We start from the raw sequence: 25,277 nt of genomic DNA, 5'->3' as shown, positions 1-25,277 counted from the left end.
CGAACCTGTGGGAGCGAGCTTGCTCGCTCCCACAGAGGGATTTTCAGGGGCATCACGCCTTCGGCTGAGTCCCCAGAATCGTCACCCGCTCGCCATACCGCGAGTGCGGGAAATAATCCCAGACCGCATGGTGCTGGGTGCAGCGGTTGTCCCAGAACACCAGCGTATTCGGCGCCCAACGTACGCGGCAGCTGAGGACCGGTTCGCGGGCGACCAGATCGAACAGCATGTTCAACAGCACCTGGCTTTCGCCGCCGGACAACTGGACGATGTGCGACGTGAAACCTGAATTGACGAACAGCGATTTGCGCCCGGTTTCCGGGTGGCGAACCACCACCGGGTGTTCGGTTTTCGGCAAGTTGGCCGGCGCCTCATAACCCTTCCATGGGATCGCGCCGTCGTGGATCGCCGTCAGTTCGCCAAGAAACTGCTGCATCGTCGGCGACAGCATTTCCAGCGCCAGGTGCATGTTGGCGAACAGCGTATCGCCGCCGGTGCCGATGGCCGGGGTTTCCTTGACGTACAGCATCGAACCCATGGACGGCGCCAGGTCGGCGGTGCCGTCGGTGTGCCAGGTTTCGCCGGCCACGTAGCGCGATTGCGCATTGGCGCGGATCACCACCAGTTCCGGGTCATCGCCGTCGATGTCTTCCACCGGCAGCGCCCGCAGCTCACCGAACAGCCGGCCAAACGCCTTGTGCTCGTCCACGGTCAGATGCTGGTCGCGGAACACCACCACGTGGTTCTCCAAAAAGGCCCGGCGGATTTCTGCGAGCTGCTCGTCGCTCAGCGGTTGCGACAGATCGACGCCGCCGATCTCGGCCCCGATGATCGGCGTGATTCGCTCGACCGTGATGTGCTGATACGGTGCGCGCCGTTCTGCGGCGATGCGCTCGATTGCCTTGAGTGCCAACTGATCCATGTTCCCTCACCTTTTTTATTGGAACGACACCGATGACTGCTCGCGCAGCGAGCGCGGGCGCATGTCGATCCAGTGTTCGTTGATGTAATCCAGACAGATTTGGCGTTCGCCGCGCATCCCCGCCTCGCTCCAGCCGCTGGCCATCGGCTTGCCCGCCGGCCACAGGGAATACTGGCCCTGAGCGTTGATCACCACATCGAATTGCAGTTGTGCGTCATTCATGTCGTTCTCCTGTTGAACGGGATTGCAGCGTGGCCAGGCTTCGCTCGAGCCCGGCGGCGAGTTGGTTGAGTGCGGCATGCCGCTGTTCGTCGCTCGAAGCGCAAGCCCCGACGTAAACCCGCACGGATGCCCCGCAAATCTGCGCGCAGGTGTCTGCGTCTTCGTCCGTGAAGGCCCGGGCCGACACTTCGGCGTTGGCGCTGGCATGGGCCTGGGCAAACGCGTTGGCGGCGGCCTCGGTATTCAGTTGCGCGTAGTACTCGGCGAACGCCTCGGCATCGCCGAAGTGCTCGGTAATCATGGCGCTGTTGGCAGGTGCGAGGCCGTAGGTCAGCGCACTGGCATGGGCCTTGGCGTACGCCGCGTCGTAGGCGTAAGCCTTGCGATACAGCGCCAGCAACACCGGTTTGAGCGTGGCCCGCCATTCTCCCTGACGCCCGATCACGCCGAGCGCCGCTCGCTGATGCAGGCTTTGCAGAGCGAGCAGCGCTTGCTGATGTTCTGGCAAGGCTTCGCCGAGCATCGGCATGACCACGTCGGCCTCCCAGAGATGAAACAGCTGAAACGGCACCTGTCCGTGGAATCGGCTCAAGCGCAGACGCAAGGCCTCCTCCGGTTCGGCTTCGCACAACACCTTGGTCAGGGCCAGCCACCATCGCGGCATCAAGATCGGTTCATTCATGGCGCCGGCTCATCCGTACCGATCACCTCGGCCAGCAACCGCGCCCAGCGGCCCGCCACGATGCCGTAGTGATCGGTGTCCAGGGTTTGCCAGCTGCGCAACTGCGGCAGCAAGGCGTGCCAGTTGCGTTGCAGGTCGTCCGGGTTCCAGTCGTTGCCCAGCCCATAAGGATTGGCGTGCCCGGCGATGAATAGCCGCACCGCCGTGGTCGCCAGCACCGGCGGCTGGAAGTCGATCATGCTGATCATGTTGTTGCGGCAGCACACCGTCAGCCGTTGCAGATACGCCTGACGCTCTTCGGCCATGCTTTGCCCTTCGACATCCGGCCAGCGCTGGGCAAATTCGCGCTGGAACACCTGCTCGATGGTCTGTTCGTCGATCCCGGCCAGTTCCGCACCGGCATCTGGCGCGGGCGGGTCAATCAGGTACAACAACGGCTGCCTGAATCCGTCAGTCTGGGCCTGATGACACAAGGCCTGCGCCACCCACGCACCGAACGACCAGCCTGCAAGACGCCAAGTGCTACCGTGCGGAAGATGTTCCTTGATCGCCTCCAGATACCAGAGTCCACGCTCCTCCACGCTGATGTTCGGCAACTGCGGCAGGCGCAGCGCCGGGTCGGCGATCACGCACACGCCCAACTCCGCCGGCAGCGCCGACACCAGTTCCCTATAGGCCTGAACATCGCCGCCCACCGGGTGGATCAGGTACAGCCAGTCACGCCCGGCTCCGGCATGCCATTGATCGATCCGCACTGCGTCGCGCCAGCCGTGGGGCACTTCTTCAACCGTAGCGGTCGAGACCAGTCCCAGCACCTCGCTCAGGCTGACCTTGTGGCTGAATTGCGACAGCTGGAACACTTCACCGGTGGCCGCTTGCAGTTCGTCGATCAGGTCGAGCAGCGTCAGCGAATCAGCGCCCAGGTCGTACAGCGAATCGTCATCTTCCAGCTCGGCCACACCGAGCCACTTGCACAGGCACTCACGCAAACGCGTCGAAAGATCCACGCCCTTCGGCGCCTCGACCGGGGTGGCCACAGCACCGTGACGAACCGGATAAAACCGCCGCGCCGTGTCGATGCCGGTGGTGGAGATCAGCAGTTGCGGCAGCTGGGTCGCCATCGCCAGATCGAACACCCGACAGCCCTCTTCGGCCGACAACCCCACCGTCAGATGCTCCAGATGCGCGGCGTCTGCGCCGTTACTGGTGGTGGCCATGCCGATGTCGCGCCAGATGTCCCAGTTGATTACGAGGCGCAGGCAAGTGTCGGCGGGGTTCGGGCGATAGTGGGTGAAACCGTCGAGCACCCCGCTGGCCGCTGCGTAGTCCAGATGCCCCGCGCCGCCGAACAGTGCCGACATCGACGAGCAGTACAGGACAAAATCCGGTGTCAGGTGTTCGATCAAGGCTTCGACCGCCAGCATGCCGCGAGTTTTGGCGGCCATCGCCTCGGCCATTTGCCGGGCATCGCGGTGACGAATCAGGCTGCCTGCACCGACGCCCGCCGCGTGAATCACCCCGCTCAGGCGACCGTAGCGTACGGCCAGTTGATCGAGAGTCTGTGGCCAGCGCGGCAGGTCAGCGATGTCCGCTTTGATGCAGTCGATACGCGACGTGTACGCCGCCAGTGACTCAGGCAATTGCCCTTGGCGCGAAATCAGCACTACACGGCGCGCGGGTGCCTGTAGCAGGTGTTCGCACAAGGTGCGGCCGATGCCGCCGCTGCCGCCCAGCACCAGAAACGTGCCGTCTTCTGGCAGAAGTCCGGTTGTGGTTGTTGGGCCGGTTATTGGCTGGGGCATCAAGCGTGGCTGCCACAGGTAACCGTCGCGCACTGCCATTCGCCGAGGCAATGAAACCGGATCGGCAAGCAACGCTGCCAACTCGCCGGCCTGCGCTTCGAGGCGCGACGACGGCAAATCCAGCCAGTGGCAACGCACCGGGTATTCCTGCGGCACCACTTCGGTGATGCCGGCCAGCGCTGCCAGCTCGGGACGTCGCACTTCGCCGTCCACCGGACATGCCTGCCATGACATCAACCAGAGCCGCAGCCGTGTCGTGCGCGGGGTTTGCCCCCAGGCCTGCATCAACGCACTGACCGTGTCCAGACAGGCCCACTGCGCCAGATCCAGCGATTGCTCGTTGACCGCGCCCGACACCGCCAGCGGCAAGGCGTGCAGCCAGTCGAGTTCGCCGAGTTCAGGTTCTGCGACCTCGGCGAGCAACCGGTTCAGGGCTTCGGTGTCCAGCGGATCGAGCTCGAAACGGTCCGGGCTCAAGCGCTTGAAACCGTTGCCGGTGCGCACTTGAATCACGCGTCGGTACACAGCGTTCAAGCTCGTCAGCAATGTCGATTCCGGCGCCACATGGCTGCACAGAATCAGCACCTCACGGGATCCGACCGTCGCTGTCGCGCTCAGGCGCCGGGTGCGCAGCCACTGACGTTGGTGAAACCAGTCCGTCAGCGGTTGTCGCTCAAGGGCTGTCGCGTCAGGTTGGTTAGCCACGAGAGTCTGGAAACGATACGGCTGAAGATCGAACGACGACGGCGGCAGATCCCAGGGCGGCGGTGCCGAGCGCTGCGGCCATTGGATATTCGCGCCTTCGTACCAGGCGTCCAGCAGTTCCTGCGGCGATTGATCACGCGAGATCAACTGCGCACTTGAGACCGTGACCTCTTTGATCGCTGTTGGCTGCAACGGAATGTCGTCACTCGGCAGGCAGACCATCCCGAAGCGCCAGCGCAGTTGCCGGCGACCTGACTGCAAGTGCCGCAACAACGCGGTGTGCTGCTCAGAATTCTTTTGCAGATATTCACGAATCACCGCGATATCGCGCAGCAACTCCGCCCGGCTGTGAGCCGAGATCATCAACAGCGGCAACGTTTCCTCGCCCCCTTCCTGCGCCGTGGGGGCAGCACCAACAATGACATGCGCATTGGTCCCGCCAATCCCGAAACTGCTGACACCGGCCAGTCGCCGCCGCCCTTCCGGCCATGGCCGGGACGTGGTCGGCACGTAGAATGGTGAATGCTCCAGATCGATCTGCGGGTTGATCCGGCCAAATCCGAGGTTCGGCGGCAGCACGCCATGGAACACCGCAAGACTGGCACGAATCAGCCCGACCACCCCCGCCGCCGCGCCCAGATGACCGATCTGGCTTTTCACTGAAGCCAGCGCGCAATGGCCGGCCGGTGCGTCACCGAAAGCCTTGGTCAACGCCGCAACCTCGATCGGATCGCCCAACAAAGTGCCGGTGCCGTGGGCCTCGATGTAGCCGATGTCGGCACCGGTCAACCCGGCGCGGCTCAAGGCATCGCGGATGACCGCGCTCTGCCCGGCCACCGACGGTGCGGTGTAACTCATCTTGGCCCGGCCATCGTTGTTCAACGCCGAGCCTTCGAGCAGCGCATAGATCCTGTCGCCGTCGGCCCGCGCCTTGGCCAGCGGTTTGAGCACCACGACGCCGTAACCACTGGCGCCAAGGGTGCCGCTGGCGTCATCGCTGAACGGACGACACAGACCATCGGCGGAGAAGATGTGCTGCGAGCGATGCCGGTAGCCCTCGGTCAGGGTCGGGTCGATCAACACCCCGGCCGCGAGCATCACGTCACTGTCCCCCTGCCGCAGCATCGAACTGGCCAGGTGCACGGCGATCAGCGAACTGCCGCAAGCGGCCTGCACGCTCAAGGCCGGGCCGTTGAGGTCCAGGTGATACGCGGCCTTGGTCGCCAGAAAATCCTTGTCGTGGTGCAGCGCCAGTTGAAAACCGTCCGGCAGATCGTCTTCGGCGGTTTCGCGCAGCATCTGCTGGAAGTACGTGGTTTCGCCGCAACTGGCGATCAGACCGATGCGCGGGCCATCCGCCGATGGAACGATGGCCGCGTGTTGCAGGGCCTGCACGCACGCCATCAGCAGATGCCGCTGTTGCGGGTCCATCAGCCGCGCTTCCTGGCGGCTGATGCCGAAGTACTCGGGATCAAAATCGAGCATGCCCGCCAACTGACTGCGGGCACCGACCAGGCCTTCTTCAGCAGCAAAATGCTCGATGCCCAACCCGTTGCCTTGCACCATTGCCCAGAACTCGGACAGGTTCTGCGCCCCGGCCACATTGACCGACATGCCGATGATCGCCATCGGCTGATGGCCTGCATCGGTCTGCCGTACACGCTCCACCACGTCAACCGGCGCGGTCGACAGATGCGCCGCCAAACGCCGCACCGTAACGTGTTCGAACAGGTCGGCCATCGTCACCTTGTGCGGCAGCACTTCGGCGTAACGGCCATGCAAACGCATCAGACCGAGGCTGGTGGCGCCGGCCTCGAAGAAGGTCTGCTCCGGCTCGATGTCACGGCCGATCACGGCCTGGAACAACTCGCTCAGTTGCCGCTCCAGCGCACTCAATTGAACAACCGGTTGTGGCGTGCTGCGCCGCTCCAGCGCCTCGCCCAGATTCGGCAAAGCCTTGCGGTCGATCTTGCCACTGGGGGTCCGTGGCCAGCGGTGGATCCGTCGGTATTCATCGATTCGCACATGGGCCGGCAGCAATCGCACGACCTGACGATCCAGCGCTTGCGACGTTGCAGGTTGGCCATCGAGTTGCAGCCAGGCGATCAGCCGTGGCGGATCGGCCTGAACGGCGACCACCGCGTTGACCACTTCCGGCACTTGCATCAGCGCCGCCTCGATCTGCCCCAGTTCCAGACGATGGCCGCTGAGTTTGATCTGCTGATCGTCACGTCCGAGATAATGCAGGCAGCCCTGGGCATCGGCCCACGCCAGATCGCCGGTGCGGTAGTACAAACAGCCGTCTGCCAGCTCGCCAAACCGCGCAGCGTTCAGGGCAGGATCAGCCAGATAGCAACGGGCAACCATCGGCCCAGCGACCAGCAGATAGCCGCGACTGCCGATCGGCACCGGGCGGTCGTGTTCATCCACCAGCAGCAACCGCGCATTGCCGACGGCATGGCCGATCGGCGCGCGCAACGGCCAGTCCCGCGCCACGGGCGGCAGGCGCAAGGCGCTGACCACATGGGTTTCAGTCGGGCCATAGTGGTTGAACAGCGAGGCCTGCGGCATGCCGCCGAACCAGTTACGCAGCGCATCGGTGCAGAGCAGCTGCTCGCCGGCCGTGATCACCTCACGCAACGCCGACGGGTAAATGCCCCGGGCCACGGCGGTTTGCGCCAGATGCTGCAAGGCCACGTATGGCAGGAACAGCCGCTCGATCCGCGCCTCGACCATGTAATCCAGCAACGCCTCGGCATCCTGACGCCAGCGCGGCGTGATCAGGTGATAACAACCGCCGCCGCACAGGGTGCTGAAAATCTCCTGGAACGACACATCGAACGACAGCATCGAGAACTGCAGGGTCACCGCTTTCGCCGGCAACTGCCCTTCGGTGCGCTGCCATTGCAGCAGATTGCACAGGGTGCGCTCGGACACTTGCACACCTTTCGGCGTGCCGGTCGATCCGGAGGTGAACAGCGTGTACAGCGGCCGTTCGCCGGCGTGGCGCGGACGTTCGAACGATCCGGCATCGGCGTGAAGATCGACCCGATGCGTGGCGAATCGTCCGGCGTTCAGGTCATCGAGTGGGGCCGCCGTCGTGTCGCTGAACAGCACGCAATGCGGCTGCGCCTGCTCCAGCACCTGACGCTGGATCGCCACCGGGTAAGCAGGATCCAGCGGCACGGCGGTCAGGTTGAGTTTGGCCAGCGCCAGCAAGGCGACGATGTGTTCCACCGAGGCGTCGAGGATCAGCACGACATGCAGCGGCGCGTTCTCGGTCGGCAAGGGATGACGCTCAATCAGGGTGGCCGCCAGAGTATTGGCCAGCGCATTCAGTTCGCCATAGCTGAGGCGGTGCTGGCCTTGAACCAGCGCGACCGCCTCCGGCGTGGAATGCACTTGATGCTCGAACCCATCCGCCAATGTGTTGAACGGCAGCGCAATCTGCGGACCTTCGCTGGCGGGTGGCAAACCAAGTCGATACGGACCCAGCAAATCGTCGAGCGTGGCCGCCGGGCTTTCCAGCAACAGGTCCAAGCCTCGGCGGAACAGTGCGCTCACCGCCCGCACCTGTTCGGCATCGAAATAGCTGCACTGATATTCCCACCAGCATTCCAGTTGCGACCCGCTCCCCACCATCAACAACGTCAGCGGACACTTGGCGTGCAACTGCTCGTTGAATTCCAGCGTGGCGCGCAGGCTGGAATCGGTCAGCGCCGCGTAATCGGTGTTTTCCAGCACGAACATGAAATCGAACAGCAAAGGGTTAGACGACAGCCGCAGGTCTTCCACCAGATCCGCCAGCGCCACGTCCTGCAACGCCAGCACTTCGCGCACGGTGGCGGTCTGTTTGCGCAACTGCTCGTTCAGGGTCAATACCTGTTCGACGGCGGTGGGGATCAGCACGGTGTTGGCAAACATGCCGACGGTGTCTTCGAACTCCGCCAGCGGCCGGTTGGACACCGGGCTGGCGATCCGTGGCCGCTCGCACCCGGTCAGGGCGTACAGGCTCCAGGCGAAGACACTGAACAGCACTTCGAAACGGGTCAGTCGTTGCTGGGTGCAAAAGCGTTCGAGGGCCGCGCTGCGGAGAGTGCCCAAGGGTTCCCGGTGCAACCGGGCGTCCGGGCTGATTTCGCGCATTGGCATCAATGCAGGTGACGGTTCTTCCTGACGGCGATGCAGCTCGGCGAGTGCGCGGCGCTGGTCGCGATAATGCGGATCGACGCTCCACTGACGCTGCCACTGGCCAAATTCCAGTGTTGTCAGTCGAGCCGCCGGTTGCGGGCTGCCGTGGCCTTGCAGAGCATCGGTGTAAAGCTGCGTCAGGTCGTCGAACAGCAGGTTCACCGACCAACCATCGACGATGATGTGATGCAGGTTCAGCAACAGCCGGCAGCTGCCATCGGCGAACGGCAACAGCCAAGCCTGAAACAGGTTCGGGGTGGTCAGGTCGAACGGCGCGGTGAAGATCAGCTCGGCGAAGGCGTGCCAGTTGTCCTCGGTGAAATGCCCGACTGCGAAGGTGCGACAGGTCGGCCCCTGCTCGGCAATTACCTGATCGAGTCCATCGGCACCGGGTGCAAAAGCCGTGCGCAACCCCGGATGACGCTGTACGAGACGACCTACGGCCTCAGTCAGTGCCGCGACATCAACGCCCGCCGCCAGGTGCAGAATCAGCGGCACGCTGTAGGCGCTCGAGGTGGGCGAGCGTTGTTGCAACAGCCACAAGCGGCGCTGTTCGGCGGTGGCTGGCAGGCGTTTGGCGTTACTGATCGGAGGCGCAGGTGGGTAGATCGAATCGCAGTTCCGCTCACCGGTCAGTTGTTCGGCTAGTGACGAGAACGGCTCGTTGAGCACCGTGTCGAGAGCGATCTCGCGCTGCCAACGAACACGAATTGCCGAACGCAAACGCATGGCCTTGAGCGAATCGCCACCACTGCCCAGCCAGTCATCCTGTGTACTCAGGGCCGGTTGGCCGAGCAGCGAGCGGGCCTGACTCAGCAACCAGTCCAGCGCCGGTGAAACGCTTTCGTTATCCGTAGCCGCCAGGACTGGATGCCACGGACTCAACCCCTGCGCCAGCAAGCCGTCACGGTCGATCTTGCCATTGGCCGTCAGCGGCAGGCGCTCCAGCAGGAACAACTGATGCGGCCGCATATACGGCGACAGTTGCGCCCGCAGATGGTTTTCGAAGACGTGATAATCCAGATCCCCGCGCGGCACGATGTACGCCAGCAACTGATGATCTTCAGCCGCCTGACGCCGGGTGCAGACGTACACCTGCGCCACGCCCGGATGCTCCAGGATCCGTTGCTCCACCTCCCCCGGCTCGATCCGGAAGCCGCGAATCTTCACTTGCCGGTCGACCCGCCCCAGGTACTCGATCAAGCCTTCGGCATTGCGCCGCACCAGGTCTCCGGTGCGGTAATGCACCTGCGCACCACCGTCGAGGTCGGGCAAACGAACAAACTGACGGGCGGTTTCTTCGGGCCGGTTGCGATAGCCACGGGCAACACCGCTGCCACTCAAATACAGCTCGCCCACCTCGCCCGCCGGCACCGGACGTTGCTGCTCATCCAGCACCAACACGCCGGTATCCGGCAACGGTCGGCCAATCGGCGCCGAGTCACCGGCAAAGTCGCGGCTGATCGGCCAGCACAAGGCAAACGTGGTGCACTCGGTGGGGCCATAGACGTTGAAAATCCGGCAGCGGCTCTCAGGATTGGTCCGATACCATCCGCGTACGGCGGCAGCGCTGATCTGCTCACCGCCGATCAGCACCTGCCGCACGCTGGAAAAACACGACGGCCACTCGGCAATCAACGTGTTGAACAGCGACACCGTCATGAACAGGTTGTCGACCTGTGTTCGCTCCAGAACTTCGGCCAGACGTCGCGCATCCAGCACGTCCTCGTCGGCGATCATCACGCAGCAACCGCCGTTGAGCAGCGGCGCCCACAGCTCGAAACTGCACGCATCGAACGCCGGGTTGGACAGGCAGGCAAACCGGTCCGTCGGGCGAATCTCGATATAGCCGTCGCTGTGCGCCAGCCGCAGCAAGCCGCGTTCACCCACCTCGACCGCTTTCGGGGTGCCGGTGGTGCCCGAGGTGTAGAACAGGAACATCACCTCGGCGAAGTCTTCGGCCAGTGTTTGCGGCGGAGCGTCCGGCTGATCGAGCAAGGCCTCGACGCTGGTTTGCCACAAAGAAGGCGACCACAGCGGTTCTTCATCCAGGGTAATCAGGCCGACACACGCCGCATCCGCCAGCATCAACTCCCGACGCTTGCGCGGGCTCGCTCGATCCAGCGGCACCACCACTGCACCGACCTTCAACGCGCCGAGAATCGCCGCCATCCATTGCCAGCAACGCGGCATGCACAACGCCAGCGACTGGCCGGGTTCGACACCGCGCGCCAGCAATCCTCGGGCGATACGTTCGCTGGCGCTGGCCAGTTCCGCGTAAGTCAGCGTGAGCGACTGATCGATCACCGCCGGAGCTTGCGGATTACGCCGCACTTGCTCGGCAAAACGCGTGAGCAATGGCAAGTCTTTGGACGCACTCATCATTTCGCCTCCTGCGCGTCGAAGCGTTGCAGCTCCTGACGGATGATTTGCGAGACCCGATGGATTTCAGCGCTTTCGAGCATGTCCCAGTGCCCGCCGCTGACCAGTTTCGCCAAATAGCCGTGGCCTGCGCGGCGTCGCCAGAAGCCGCGCAGTTCATGCAATTGATGGCGGCTGAAGTCTTCCCGCGCCTGAATCAGCACCACGCGACCGGCGCGCGGCGCGCACGCATAGGCGGCCATGGCCAGCCGGTTGTGGTTGTAGATGTTGAAGTAGCGTTCGACCTGGGCGTCTTCGATGCCGGGATACATGCCGTTGAAACGCACCAGCTTGTCGCGGAACTCGGCCATGTCCACGGTGCCGATCTGCTCGCGGAAACCCGGATCGTCGCTGCCCTGGGTGTCGAGCACCACCACCGTCACCTGACGATGCCCCGCCGCCGTCAACCGCCGCGCCATTTCATAGGCCACGAGGCCACCGAACGACAGCCCGGTGAGGATCAGCGGTTGCTGCGTCAGCGGCTCGATCTGGCGCAAGTAGGCCTCGGCCATCGCTTCGACTGTCGGCTCGGTGCTCTCCCCCGGATTCAGCCCCGGCGATTGCACCCCATAGACGCCGGTTTCATCCGGCAGCACCTTGGCCAGCGACAGGTAACAGAACGCCGTGCCGCCCGCCGGGTGAATGCACACTACGTTGTGCTGGCCGCTGCCACGACGGAATTCGATCAGGTTGCTCTGGGCCAACGCCGGATTGGCCCCGACCCGCAACCAGCCGCCCAGCGCCTCGATGGTCGGGTAGCTGAGCACCACGCGCACCGGCACTTCGACCGCGAACTGCTGGCTGATTTCATGGGCCATTTTGATAGCAGCAATGGAGGTGCCGCCGACATTGAAGAAGTTGTCGCGAATGCCGATCTGCGGCGCCAGCAACAGGCTTTTCCAGATCTGGTACAGCGCCAGTTCGATGTGATCGCGCGGGCTGCTCAGGTTGACCTGACGGTTGACCATTTCTTCGTCCGCCAATGCCGTCAGCGAGGCGCGATCAACCTTGCCGTTGGCGGTCAGCGGCAAGGCGTCGAGCCACAGATAGCTGCCGGGGATCACCGCTCTGGGCAACGTCGTCGCCAGATGGGCGTGCACCGCTGCTTCGTCCACGGGTTCGGCCACCACGCAACAAGCCACCAGCCGCTGATCCTGCGCCGCTTCACCGACCATCAACACTACGGCGCTGCGGATGCCGGGAAACGCTTCGAGCCGGGCTTCGATTTCACCCAGCTCCAGACGCACGCCGCGCAGCTTGACCTGGAAGTCGTTGCGACCCAGAAACTCCAGCTGACCGTCCGGGCGGTAACGCGCCAGATCGCCGCTGCGATAGAGGCGATCGCCTGCCACGAACGGATTGTCGATAAAGCGTTCGGCGCTGAGCTGCGCCAGCCCCAGATAACCCCGGGCCACGCCGACGCCGCCAATATGCAGATGCCCGGTCACGCCCACCGGCACCGGTTCATCGCGGTCATCGAGAACATAAAAGCGGTTGTTGGAAATCGGCCGGCCAATCGGCAGTTGCCGGGCCGGGACCTCGGCGCCGGGCTCCAGGGTCCAGATGCTGTTGATCACCGTGGTTTCGGTCGGGCCGTAGACGTTGTGCAGCCGCGCATGGGGCAGACGTTCCTGAAAGCGCCTCGCAAGGGCTGGCGGCAGTTCACCGCCGCCGCTGAACACATCGGTCAGCGACGTACACTGGCTGACCTCGTCGACTTCCAGAAACAGCTGCAACATCGCCGGTACGAACACCAGCGCCGTAACCTGCTGCTCGCGCACCTCGCGGGCCAGATACGCCGGTTCGTAATGCCCGCCGGGCCGTGCGATCACCAGCCGTCCGCCGGTTGCCAGCGGCCAGAACGTCTCCCACGCGGAGGCATCGAAACCGAACGGGATCTTGTGCAGCATCGCTCCCGCTTCGCCGCAGACCTGCAAACACCACAGCAGCAGGTTGCTCAAGCCACGATGAGCGACCATCGCGCCCTTGGGCAACCCAGTGGTGCCGGAGGTGTAGATCACGTAGGCGAGATGGTCAGGGTTAACGCCGACATTGCGTGGATCGAGATTGTCGGCAGACAACGACGACCAGCTCGCGGCGTCCTTTTCGAGGTCGAGGATTGGCGCTTCCCAATTCGATCCTTGCACGGCCTGACGCAAGATTCCGTGCGCCGAACCGAGGGTCAGCAGCACCGCCGGTGTGCTGTCGCCGAGCATATGGCTCAAGCGACCCAACGGATAATCCGGATCCAGCGGCACGTAGGCGCCGCCGGCCTTGAGCACCGCCAGCAGCGCCACCGGTAATTCCAGCGAACGCTCGATGCACACCGCCACGCGCACATCCGGGCCGACGCCCAAGGTGCGCAGATGCCGCGCCAGTCGGTTGGCCCGGGCATTGAGTTCGGCGTAGCTCAAGGATTCGCCCTCGAATACCACCGCGCAGGCCTGAGGGTTGCTCGCGGCCTGCGCTTCAACCAGTTGATGCACGCAGGGCACCGCTTGCGTCAGTGGCGCGGCGCGGTTGAAGTCCACAAGCACTTGCTGACGCTCCGCCTCGTTCATCAAAGGCAAGGCATTGATCGGTTGCTTGGCGTCGGCGGCGATCTGTTCGAGCAGGTGACGGTAGTGCCCGCTCAGGCGTTCGATGGTTGCGATGTCGTAGAGGTCGGTGTTGTATTCCACCAGCAAGTCCAGCCGCCCTTCCCGCTCGACCCATTCGAACGCCAGATCGAACTTGGCCGTGGCACTGCTGGTGCCGTACGGCGCCAGTTCCAGACCGGGCATCTGCACCGCGTTGCCCGGTGTGTTCTGCAGCACCAGCATCACCTGGAACAACGGCGAATGGCCGGGATCGCGCTGCGGGTTGACGGCCTCGACCACGCGGTCGAATGGCACGTCCTGATGGGCGTGGACGTCGAGCATCTGACCCCGCACCTCGCGCAGCAGCTCGGCGAAGGTTTGCTGCGGATTCAGGCGCTGACGCAGCACCAAGGTGTTGACGAAATGGCCGATTAGCGGCTCGACTTCTGGGCGATTGCGGTTGGCGAACGGCGTGCCGATGCACAGATCCTGCTGACCGCTGTGGCGCCACAGCAGCACCGCTAAAGCACCGAGCAGTACGTTGAACAGCGTGCCCTGGGTCTGCCGGGCCAGCGCCGTGAGTTCACGCAAGGTGCCGCCATCGACGGAGGAACTGAACGTGGCGCCGACATAACGCTGCACCAACGGTCGCGGCCGGTCGGCGGGCAAGGTCGACAACAGTGGCGCGTCGTCCAGGGTGCGGCGCCAGTAATCGAGCTGTGCGTCCAGCGCCGCACCGCCGATGCGCTGTTGCTGCCAGCAGGCGTAGTCGGCGTATTGCACCGGCAGCGGCGCAAGCGTCGGGGTTTCGCCACGCAGATAATCGCCGTACAGCGTGGCGACTTCATGCAGGATCACGCCCATCGACCAACCGTCGGCGATGATGTGGTGCACGCTGTACAGCCACAGGTATTCGTCGTCGGCCACGCGCAGTAACGATGCCCGCAACAATGGGCCGGTGGCCAGATCGAATGGCGCCCGTGCATCCTGTTCGACGGCGAATCGCACTTGCTGCTCACGCTCGTCGGCAGGCAACTGGCGCAGATCCGTTACCGACAACGACAGCGGCATCGATGCATGAACAACTTGACGCGGTTCACCGTCCACGCTGCAAAACATCGTGCGCAGGATTTCGTGGCGGGCAACCAGTTCATTCAGCGCCCGCTCCAGCTGCGCGACGTTCAACTGCCCTTTGAGCGTTACCGCGGTGGGCACGTTGTAGAACGGGTTGCCGGGTTCCAGTTGATCGAGAAACCACAGTTGCCGCTGCGAGAACGACAACGGCCAGGACGCGTGCGCGCCGGCGCGGCGGGGAATCACCGCGTCATCGTGCCCGCCGAGCAAGGCGATCAGTTCCTGTTTGTGACGCTTGAGCGCCTGGGTCAGTTCTTCGGTGAGAAACCCGCGCGGCGCCTTGCAGCGCAGCCTGTCACCGTCCACTTCGAGCACCACGCCATGGCGAGCGAACAACGCCAGCAATTGATCGGCATTCATACTTCGAACTCCTCCATGTCTTCGTCGTCCTGGCTTACGGTCGCAGGCTCGATGGCAAACGCCTCGACCGGCGCGCGGTGTTGTTCATCGGCTGTGCGCAGCCCGCCGATCATCGAGTAGATCAATTCATGGCTTGGCCCCAGATCGAACAGCGTCGTCAGTTGCTGTTCCTCGACCGAGCCGATGCCGCACAGGCCCAGGCCGTGTTCGACGGCGGTCATGCTCAGCAACTGGGCCATGGCCCCACTTTCGATGTGGCAGAAGTCGCGGCTGCGCTCGCCGTACAACGGACGAATCGCCGTCATGTCGGCGATGAAAAACAGCGAGAACGCGGCGTTCTCGTACACCGGTCGGTTGACGAAATAGTCGTAGGTGTCCGGGTCGAGCGCTCCGCTCTGGAGCGCCAGCAAACGATGCTGGCGGGGATCGTAGTAATACGCGCCACCGGGCACGCCGAGCACGCGATCCGCCTTGATGTAGAGGTACGCCTGAATCGGATATAGGCCGCCCGCCGACGGGAACTGGTATTTCACCTCGCCGTCGAGTTGCCCTTGGGCCAGCGCCGCCAGTACGTGGGCGAAGGCCCGGGCGGCGATCGGTTGCAGATCGTATTGACGCACCGAGCGGTAATCGCTCAAACGTCGGGCGAAGGCCGGGTCTTGCGGCAGATCCAGTGCCACTGCCGGCAAGGCTTGAGCGAAGTCCCGGCGCCCACGCTGTTCGGCCTTGAACTGCGCTCTCTGCTGTGGATCTTCGATGATGTCCTGCGGGGTCTCCGGGGCCTGCTGAACATTGCCGAGCAGATCCTGACGCGCCCGGTTCTGGCGGTACATGCCAAGCAGATGCAGCAACGTCGGCTGGGCCAGCAGTTGCGCCACGTGCGGGCGGAACTGCAACGCGCCGGACAACGCGTTGCTGATCCGGACGATATCGATCGACGTTGCGCCGAGGTTCAGCAGGTTGGCGTTGGCGGCGATGGATTCGCGCTTGAGCACGTCCTGCACGATTTCCACCAGCCGTTGCTCCTGCGGGCCCTCGACTTCGAGCGCCGGTCCTTGCTCCTCGATTTGCTCAGGCTCCGGCAGGCGTTTCTTGTCGACCTTGCCGTTGGACGACAACGGCCAGGCTTCAACAAAGGTGAACGACGGCGGAATCATGTAGGCCGGCAGCTTGTCGCTCAGGTACGCGCTGAAATCGCTGGCCTGCAACGCCGGATCGGCCTTGAGCACGTAACCCGCCAGACGCTTCTCGCCCAGCGTGCTGCCCAGAATCCGCACCACCGCGCTCTGCACGCCGGGATGGCGATTGAGCGCGGCTTCGATCTCGCCCAGTTCGATGCGATAGCCCTGGACCTTGACCTGATTGTCTTCGCGACCGAGGAATTCGATGTTGCCGTCCGGCAGCAATCGGCCCAGGTCACCGGTGCGATAAAGCCGTTCGCCGGTCAGTGGATGATCGAAGAAACTGCCCGCGCTGAGTTTTTCATCGCGCCAGTAACCTTTCGCCAGACCGATGCCGCCGATGTACAGCTGCCCCGCGACCCAGGTCGGGCGCACTTGCAGCGCTTCATCCAGCACATAGAAGCGCTGATGATCGAGGGCCTTGCCGTAGGGAATGCTGCGCCAGGCCGGGTCGACCTGTTGCACCGGGTAGTAGATCGACCAGATCGACGCTTCGGTGGCACCGCCCAGGCTGATCAGTTGCAAATCAGGCTGCAAGGCCCAGGCCCGCTCGGGCAACGTCAGGGGAATCCAGTCGCCGGACAGCATCGCCACCCGCAGGCTGGCAGGTAGCGCACCGCCCTCACCCTCCACGTATTCGACCAGCATGCCAAGCAGCGCCGGCACCGAGTTCCACAGGCTGACGTGATGACGCTTGATCAATTCGAGCCAGTGCGCCGGATCGAGGGTCAGTTGCGGGTCGAGGATGACCACCGCCGCGCCCACCGCCAACGTGCCGAAGAAGTCGTAAACCGACAGGTCGAAGCTCAGCGACGAGATCGCCAATACGCGGTCGTTCGGGCCGACAGCAAAGCGCCGGTTGATGTCGAGCAAGGTGTTGACCGCGCCGCGATGGTCGATCACCACGCCTTTCGGCTGACCGGTAGAGCCGGAGGTGTAGATCACGTAAGCGAGGTCGCTTTCGTTCACCTGCACCGGTTGCAGTGACAGTCCATCGTTTGAAACTTCATCGGTCACGGCAATGGTCGTGACTTGCGCCGGCCATTCGATCTTGTCGAGCAGCGCCGGTTGGGTCAGGGCCAGACTCGCCTCGGCCCGCTCCAGAATATGCCGCAGCCGTTCCGCCGGTTGCGTCGGCTCGATCGGCAGGTAAGCGCCGCCGGCATACAGAATCGCCAGCGTTGCAACCACTTGTTCCCAGCCGCGCTCCATCACCACCGCGACCAAGCGGTTCGGCAGCACGCCCTGTGTTTGCAATCGGGCGCCGAGTTGTCGGGCCTCAAAGCGAAGCTGGGCGTACGTCAGCTGTCGCGTGCCGATCACCGCCAGTGCGTCCGGTGTGGCAAGGGCCTGACGTTCGAACAGTTCGTGCATCAATGGCAGCGTTTGCTGATGGTCGACCGGTGCCGGCAAGCGTGCCTGCGGCAGCAGTTGTGGCGTATTCGCGCCCCAGGCTGCTGGCTCGCACAAGCTATCGAGCAACGCGTTATAGGCGACGAACATCTGCTCGATCATGCCTTGCGGGAACAGCTCGTCGATGCTGTCCCAGTTGAACAACAGGCGCCCTTCCAGCTCCAGCAACGTGTGGTCGAGCCATACCTGCGGGGTCTGGGTGATGCTGTGCATGTGTTTGGCGTTCAATGCGTCGGCGAGGTTGAACTCGGCCAGTTCCGGCGCCGCTTCCGAGAGCGTGCTGTTGAACACGATCGGCATCGCCGTCTGCTGCACGCCCCGGGCCTGGGACAATTCGCGCAGCACCCGCACGCCGCTGACCACCGAATGGTCGATGTCGCGCCACAGTTGCGCCTGCACGGCGCGGGCCTTGTCGGTAAAGGTTTGTGTTCCGTCAATGCCGACTTCCAGCAGCACCAGCGAGGTGAAGTCGCCGATGATTTCATCGACATCCGGGTGCAGCGGCATGCGGTTGAACAGGGGGAGGCTCAGGGTGAAACGCGGCGTGCGACTCCACAGCGCCAGCACTTCGCTGAACGCGGTGAGGAGCATCACCGACGGCGTCACTGCAAACTGTTTGGCCACGGCCTTGAGCTGCGCCCACTGCGCGGCCGACATGTCGCGGTCGCGGCGGGTGAAGTGCGGGTTGGCGATGCTTTCAGGTTGGCGCACCAATGGCAGGTCTGGCGCCGGGGACAAAGTAGTCACCCGTTCACGCCAATAGCCCAGCGCTTGCTCGTAGCGGCGGCCATTACGCAGTTGCTGTTCAGCCAGCACATAGTCGCGGAAAGTCAGGCCCGGCTCTGCCAATTCCAACGCCGGGTCGACGTAGAAGGCCATGAGTTCGCGGGCGAGAATCTGCGTGCTCGCGGCGTCGACGATCAGCGCATCGAGGCTGATGTGCAGATGGGTAATGTCGTCATCGAGCAACGACAGGCTGAACTCGAACAGCGGCCAGCGACTGGCGTCCAGCACCTGATGGGACTGGCGTTCACGGGTCGCTTCCAGCGTGCGCTGCGCCACATCGGCGGGCAAACCGCGCAGATCGCTGCGGGGCATGCGATAGGTTGGCACCTGCGCGAGAACCTGTTGCGTGCCGTCGCTGAGGAACACCACGCGCAGCATGTCGTGGCGCAGGATCATGCGGTTCAAGGCTTGTTCGAAACGCTCGGCGTCGAACTCGGGAATGCGCAGTTCTTCGTAACCGTGAGCGCTGACGCCACCGAGGCTGACCGTGGCCTCGCGACCGAACCAGTAGGCTTGCTGGATATCGGTCAGAGGGAATGGTTCATGTCGATTAGCGCGATCCGGCTCGATCTGAATGAACGCCGGTTCGATGCTCTGATCATCACGCGAGACCTGCGCCGCCAGATCCAGCAACACCGGGGTCTGGAACAGGCTGCTCAGGGACAGTTGCGCGCCCATGCGCTGGTTGATCGCGTAGATCATCCGTGTCGCCAGCAGCGAATGACCCCCGAGGTCGAAGAAGTTGTCGTGGATGCCGACCCGCTCGCACTTGAGCACTTCGGCCCAGATCTCGGCCATCTGACGTTCAATGTCATTGCGCGGCGCCTCGTAGGTCGCCCCGGCGCTGCGTTCCGGTGCCGGCAGCGCCTGGCGGTCGAGCTTGCCGTTGCGGGTCAGCGGCAATTGCGAAAGCCGGACCCAGGCACTCGGGATCATGTGTTCGGGCAACTGGCGTTGCAGTTCGGCGCGCAGGGATTCACTGGTTGCAGAGCCGACCACGTAAGCCACAAGACGTTTGTCGCCGGCCACGTCTTCACGCAGCAACACGGCGGCTTCCTGCACGCCGGGGTGTTGATGCAACAGGCTGTCGATCTCGCCGAGTTCGATGCGGAAGCCGCGCAATTTCACCTGTTGGTCGATGCGTCCCAGGTACTGCACGTTGCCGTCGGCCAGGAATTTCGCGAGGTCGCCGCTGCGGTACATCCGCGCGCCCGGCTCGGCGCTGAACGGGTCCGGCAGGAAGCGCTCGGCGGTCAGGTCCGGACGATTCAGATAGCCACGGGCCAGGCAGGCGCCGGCGATGTACAACTCACCCGCCACGCCGACCGGCACCGGATTCAGATGCTCGTCCAGCACGTACAGCCGCGCATTGGCGATGGGACGGCCAATGGGCGGCGCGTCCGGCCAGGACTCGGCGTCGTTGCAGTCGAGGCTGAACTGGCTGACCACATGGGTTTCGGTCGGCCCGTACTGGTTATGCAACTGCGCACCGCCGAGCCCACGGACAAAACCGCGCAGTTCGTCATTGATTTGCAGGGCTTCACCGGCGGTGATGATCTCGCAACCGCCGGCCGGCATCGGCGCATCGGCCTCGGTCAGGCCGGCGAGTTGCTGCAACACGGCGAACGGCAGGAACGCCCGCTGCACGCCTTCGGCCACCAGGGTCGGGCGCAACGCGGCGAGGTCCTTGCGGCTGTCTTCGGTCATCAGCAACAGGCTGCCGCCCTGGCACAGCGTGCTGCAGATTTCCTGGAACGAGACGTCGAAGTTCAGCGAGGCGAATTGCAGCACGCGTTGCGGTGCCCTGCCCTGATCGAGTTGCCAGGCAATCAGGTTGTCCAGCGCACGACGGTTGTGGGCCACGCCTTTCGGGCGTCCGGTGGAGCCGGAGGTGTAGAGCACGTAGCCGAGATTTTCCGGGCGCACCGTGACTTGCGGATCATCAGTCGGGTGTTGTGTCCATTGCGCTGCGTCGGTGTCCAGGCAGCAGATTTTCGCCTCGTTGACCGGCAGCCCGGCCATCAGGCTCGACTGGGTCAGCAGCATGCTCGGCGCGGCATCGCTGAACATGAACGCTAGACGTTCGCTCGGGTAAGCCGGGTCGAACGGCACGTACGCCGCGCCGGCCTTGAGGATCGCCAGCAGGCCGATGACCATTTGCGGCGAGCGCTCCAGGCACAAACCGACGCGATGTTCTGGGCCGACGCCTTGTTCGATCAGGTAATGCGCGAGGCGGTTGGCGGCGCGATTCAGGTCGCTGTAACTCAGTTGCTCACGGTCGGCGAGCAGCGCCACGGCGTCGGGCGTCTGCCGGGCGTGGGCTTCGAAGCGCGCCACACAACCGGGCAACGACGCGGTATCCCGCGCGGTGCGGTTCCAGTCATGGACGATCTGCTGGTGTTGCTCGGCGCTCAGCAGCTTGATCTTCGCCAGCGACTGTTGGCTGTCCTCGACCATCTGCGTCAGCACCCGACGCAGGTACTCGCCGAACTGCTCGACAGTGCCGCGTTCGAACAGGCCCGAGGCATATTCCAGACCGCCGACGATCTGCCCGTCACGCTCACTGAGCGCCAGTTGCAGATCGAACTTGGCCACGTGATGACTGCTCTCGACCGTCGTAACGTCCAGCCCGGTCAGCAGCAGGTCGGAATCCTGATCCTGTTCCCAGGCAAACAACACCTGAAACAGCGGACTGTGGGCCAGACTGCGCGGCGGATTGAGCAATTCCACCACTTGCTCGAACGGCAGGTCCTGATGTTCCTGAGCCTCCAGCGCCACTCGCCGCGCCTGTTGCAGCCATTGCGCCACCGACAGCGTCCCGGACTGAGTCATGCGCAGCGCGAGGGTGTTGACGAAGAAACCGATCAGCCCTTCCAGTTCCTGCTGCGGGCGGTTGGCCGATGGCACGCCGATCACCACATCGCTTTGCCCCGACAGGCGCGACAGCAGCAACGAAAACCCGGCCAGCAGAGTCATGAACAGCGTGGTGCCTTGCTGCATGCCCAGGGCTTTCAGGCGTGCGGTCAAAGCGGCGTCGAAGACCAACGGAACAAAGCCGCCGAGGTAATCCTGCACGGGCGGGCGCTTGTGATCGGTCGGCAACTCCAGCAGCACCGGCGCGCCGCTGAGGGTTTCGCGCCAGTAACGGCTCTGCTGCTCCAGCACGTCGCCGGTCAGCCACTGCTTTTGCCACACGGCGTAATCCACGTACTGCACCGGCAAGGGCGGCAGCGGATCGTCGCGATCCTGCAACGCCGCTGCGTACAGCTGACCGAGCTCGCGGGTGAGCACGCCCATCGACCAGCCGTCGGAGATGATGTGATGCTGGGTCAGCAGCAACACATGGTCATCCGCCGCCAGCCGCACCAGGCTGACCCGCATCATCGGGCCCCGGCTCAGGTCGAACGGTCGGGCGCCCTCCTCGTCGATCAAGCGGCTCAGGCGTTCTTGCGCATCGAGCCCCTGCACGTCAGTCACCGTCAGCCGGACACTGTGCGCAGGCGGCGAAACCCATTGCCGCCCTTCCCCTTCAACGGCAATGAACGTGGTGCGCAGCGCAGCATGGCGCGCCACCAGCTGATTGAAGCTGCGTTCGAGTGCCGGCACGTCCAGCGAACCGCGCAAACGCAGGTTAAGCGGCATGTGGTACGCCGCGTTGCCACCCTCCATTTGCGCCAGAAACCACAGGCGCTGCTGAGCAGACGACAACGTTTGCGCGCCCGTGCGTTCAAGGGCCGTGATGGCCGGGCGAGCCGCAGCCTGACTGGCTTGCAGCCGTTCGGCGAACGCCGCCAGAACCGGCGCGGCAAACAGCGTCGAAGGCGCGACTTCCAGCTCCAGCGCATGACGAACCTGCGCCAGCACGCGCATCACCAGCAGCGAGTGACCGCCGAGAGCGAAGAACTGATCCTGACGTCCCACCCGCTCGACACCGAGCACGTCGGCCCAGATCGCGGCGAGCGCGGTTTCCAGCGGGCCTTGTGGTGCCTGGTATTCCTGCTGATCGAACGCCTCGGCGTCCGGCGCCGGTAAACCGGGCCGATCGACCTTGCCGTTGGCGGTCAGCGGCAACGAGTCGAGGCGCACGAAGGCGGTCGGCACCATGTAATCCGGCAGGCTGACTTGCAGCTGTTCACGCAGGGAACGCGGGCTCAAAGTGGTGTCTGGTTTTTCGCAGTAGTAGGCGACCAGACGTGGTTCACCGGGACTGTCCTGGCGCAGCAACACCACGCTTTCGCGCACGCCCGGAATGTCCGCCAACCGGGTTTCGATTTCCCCCAGTTCCAGACGCAGGCCGCGCAACTTGGCCTGGGAATCGTTGCGGCCGAGGAATTGCAGCTGACCGTCAGCCCGATAACGCGCCAGATCTCCGGTGCGGTAAAGGCGTTCGCCCGCCTCGAACGGGTTGTCGATGAAACGCTCGGTGGTCAGTTGCGGCAGGTTCAGATAACCGCGCGCCACGCCGACGCCGCCGATGTACAACTCGCCCGCAACACCCTCGGCAACCGGTGCGCCGTCAACGTCGAGCAGGTAAATCCGGGTGTTGGGCAGTGCCCGGCCGATGGGCAGCACCGCGTCGATCTGGCTGCTGTCGGTGAACTCGAAACAGGTGCTGTCGATGCTCGCTTCGGTCACGCCATAGGCCTGGACGATCTGCACCTGCTCACCGCAGAGCCTGCGCAATTGCTGCGCGCTGTGGGCAGTCCAGATGTCCGAGCCGCAGACCATGGTGCGCAGGAACGACAGATCGTGACCAGTCTCTTCGACCCACGCCAGCAAAGGATTGAGCAGCGCCGGCACGAAGTCGGCAAAGCCAATCTGCGCCTCGCGCATCAGGCGATACAGGGCCGGCGGGTCCATCAGGGTGTCTCGTGGGCAGAGCACCAGCGTGCCGCCAAAACCCAGCGCACGGATCAGGTCGGCGCTGAACACGTCGAAGGAAAAACCGGCCATCTGCAGGTGGCTGATCGGCTCGCCCAGAGCATAGAGCTGCGCCCAGTCGGCGCTCACGGCGACCAGTCCGCGATGCTCGACCATCACGCCTTTCGGGGTGCCGGTGGAGCCGGAGGTGTAGATCACGTAAGCCAGGTGCCGGGGTGTCAGACCGATTGAGTGAGGATCGAGGTTGTCTGCTGGGAGCGAAGCCCAATCACTGGCGTCGGCCAGATCCAGCACAGTCGGTGCAGTCGCCGACTGTTCGAGCGCCGCCCGCAAAAAATCGCGCGCCTGGCCGTGAGTCAGCACCACCGGCGGTGCACTGTCAGCCAGCATGTGCGCCAGCCGCGCCTGCGGGTAGGCCGGGTCCAGCGGCACATAGGCGCCGCCAGCCTTGAGCACCGCGAGTACGCCGACCAACATCTCCAGCGAACGCTCAAGACACAGCCCGACCCGCACGTCCGGCCCGACCTCGAGGCTGCGCAGGTGATGGGCCAAGCGATTGGCGCGGGTGTTCAGTTCACGATAACTGAGCGCCTCCTGCTGCCAGCGCGCGGCAATCGCCTCGGGGTTGCGCAGCACCTGCGCTTCAAACAGACCGTGTACGCACAGATCTGCATCGAACGGTTTCGAGGAGGAAACGTCGGGCTGCGCGGGATTCGTCCCACGCAAGGAAGTGTTATCGAGCATCGGAGGCTACCGTCCATGACTACTTTATTTTTGTGATCAGGCCGGGACAGAAATGCCCCGCCAGTCAGGCCCCGGCATCAGATGCCGGCACGGTCATTCGAATTCAGGAGGATGGCGCGGCGCGCGCGTGCAGACTCGCGTTGAACGCGGGCACACGCAGAAATTCGGGGGGAGACAGGCTGGAGAAAAACGCCGCCGCGCGGTCGGCGCAGGCAGCGGGAAAGTGGGCTGAATCACTGGCGACATCCGTCGCACCGTTCATTGCATCGTCGATTGCAAACCGCGTGACCAATTGAAACCTCGACTTCCATTTGAGGGTCAACGACGAGGAACAACCTGCGCGGGGATGACAGCGCCAGGGTGGTCCCGATCGGCTGCGACTGCCGGGTCTGTAGACGCACGGCAATCTTCTGGCGCCGGGTTTGTGACCCGAAGCGCCGGCGGATAATAACCACGTTTTTTGCTGGTGAGGCAAACGAAATGTAGGAATTCGGTGAAATAAATATCAGCTGTTTCCTACGTCATTGTGACGGTGGCAAAGAGACAGGGATGTCAAAAATGCTCCTACACCGCCCCGCCATTTCTTCCAGACAAAGGGCATGAAAAACCCGCGCAGGGCCTTGATCGGCCAGCGGAAAAATCACCCATTCAAGCGCTGCAACAGACGAACGCTAACAAGCGCTAACAACGCATAACTGGCAGTCATTCAGCGCTGAAGGCAGGCTTGAATCTCACCGCTGAACGCCAGGCCACCTGCGAACCTTTTCGGTCGCCTCGCTCAGTCGAACGATGGTTTTGCGAGGGATTGGACCATGGCTGAAGGTTATCGCCACACTTGCCTGTGCGAGTCAGACCGGCTCGGCAACGACGAATTGTATGCCTTGGTCGCGGGCGCCGTCCGGCATGGCCGGGGTGAGGCGCAACAGCTGTTCGCGACGGTGACACCGTTGCTCATCGCCTTCTACGAAGGTCAGGTGCAGGCCGGGCGGATCCGTCGTGAAGACACCGGCGGCCTCGTTCAGCAAGCCTTCAGGGCGCTCTATCAGGAACAGGCCGCCCATGACCCGAGCTTTCCGTTTCGCGCCTGGCTGATCGAGATCGCCCGCACGATCCTGCTCGACAACCTGGGCCATCGCGGCACTGACGCCGTGGCCACGGCCGACGCGCTGGCGGGTGCGTCTGCACGTGAATGTCATGAACCCACACGGGCAACATGAACCGCCCTTTTCGCTGTGAAATGCTCTTCAGGGAATG

General features: G+C 63.9%; 7 protein-coding genes. 1 reads left to right on the top strand and 6 read right to left on the bottom strand.

Annotated features, from left to right (window positions below; genetic code table 11):
• Window positions 1-52: 52 nt before the first annotated feature.
• From ABTV87_RS12270 to ABTV87_RS12245, 6 genes are read right to left on the bottom strand one after another with little or no spacing between them, the layout of a single operon-like run.
• Window positions 53-922, bottom strand: a complete 870-nt coding sequence (locus tag ABTV87_RS12270) for a TauD/TfdA dioxygenase family protein (protein WP_433899607.1) — start codon at window positions 920-922, stop codon at window positions 53-55.
• A gap of 15 nt (window positions 923-937) precedes the next feature.
• Window positions 938-1,144, bottom strand: coding sequence for an MbtH family protein (locus tag ABTV87_RS12265; RefSeq protein WP_085649153.1), 207 nt, complete (start codon window positions 1,142-1,144; stop codon window positions 938-940).
• Window positions 1,137-1,826, bottom strand: coding sequence for a hypothetical protein (locus tag ABTV87_RS12260; protein WP_433899606.1), 690 nt, complete (start codon window positions 1,824-1,826; stop codon window positions 1,137-1,139). Before ABTV87_RS12260 ends, ABTV87_RS12265 begins: the two co-directional genes overlap by 8 nt.
• Window positions 1,823-10,906: an amino acid adenylation domain-containing protein gene (locus tag ABTV87_RS12255; protein WP_433899605.1), complete on the bottom strand. Its 9,084-nt coding sequence runs from the start codon at window positions 10,904-10,906 to the stop codon at window positions 1,823-1,825. Before ABTV87_RS12255 ends, ABTV87_RS12260 begins: the two co-directional genes overlap by 4 nt.
• Window positions 10,906-15,018, bottom strand: coding sequence for an amino acid adenylation domain-containing protein (locus ABTV87_RS12250; protein ID WP_433899604.1), 4,113 nt, complete (start codon window positions 15,016-15,018; stop codon window positions 10,906-10,908). The genes ABTV87_RS12255 and ABTV87_RS12250 overlap by 1 nt, the downstream gene beginning before the upstream one ends.
• On the bottom strand, window positions 15,015-24,023 hold the full coding sequence (locus ABTV87_RS12245; RefSeq protein ID WP_433899603.1) for an amino acid adenylation domain-containing protein: 9,009 nt from the start codon (window positions 24,021-24,023) through the stop codon (window positions 15,015-15,017). The genes ABTV87_RS12250 and ABTV87_RS12245 overlap by 4 nt, the downstream gene beginning before the upstream one ends.
• Before the next feature lie 812 nt (window positions 24,024-24,835).
• On the opposite strand from ABTV87_RS12245, the gene ABTV87_RS12240 reads away from it, so the two are divergent.
• Complete coding sequence (locus tag ABTV87_RS12240; protein WP_102686666.1) at window positions 24,836-25,240, top strand: hypothetical protein; 405 nt, start codon at window positions 24,836-24,838, stop codon at window positions 25,238-25,240.
• The last annotated feature ends 37 nt before the right edge of the window (window positions 25,241-25,277 follow it).

This window comes from Pseudomonas sp. PSE1(2024) (assembly GCF_050990555.1).
GTDB classification, from domain to species: domain Bacteria; phylum Pseudomonadota; class Gammaproteobacteria; order Pseudomonadales; family Pseudomonadaceae; genus Aquipseudomonas; species Aquipseudomonas aphyarum.
Note: the sequence above shows the minus strand (reverse complement) of the source record. Positions and strands in the feature narration are given on the sequence as shown.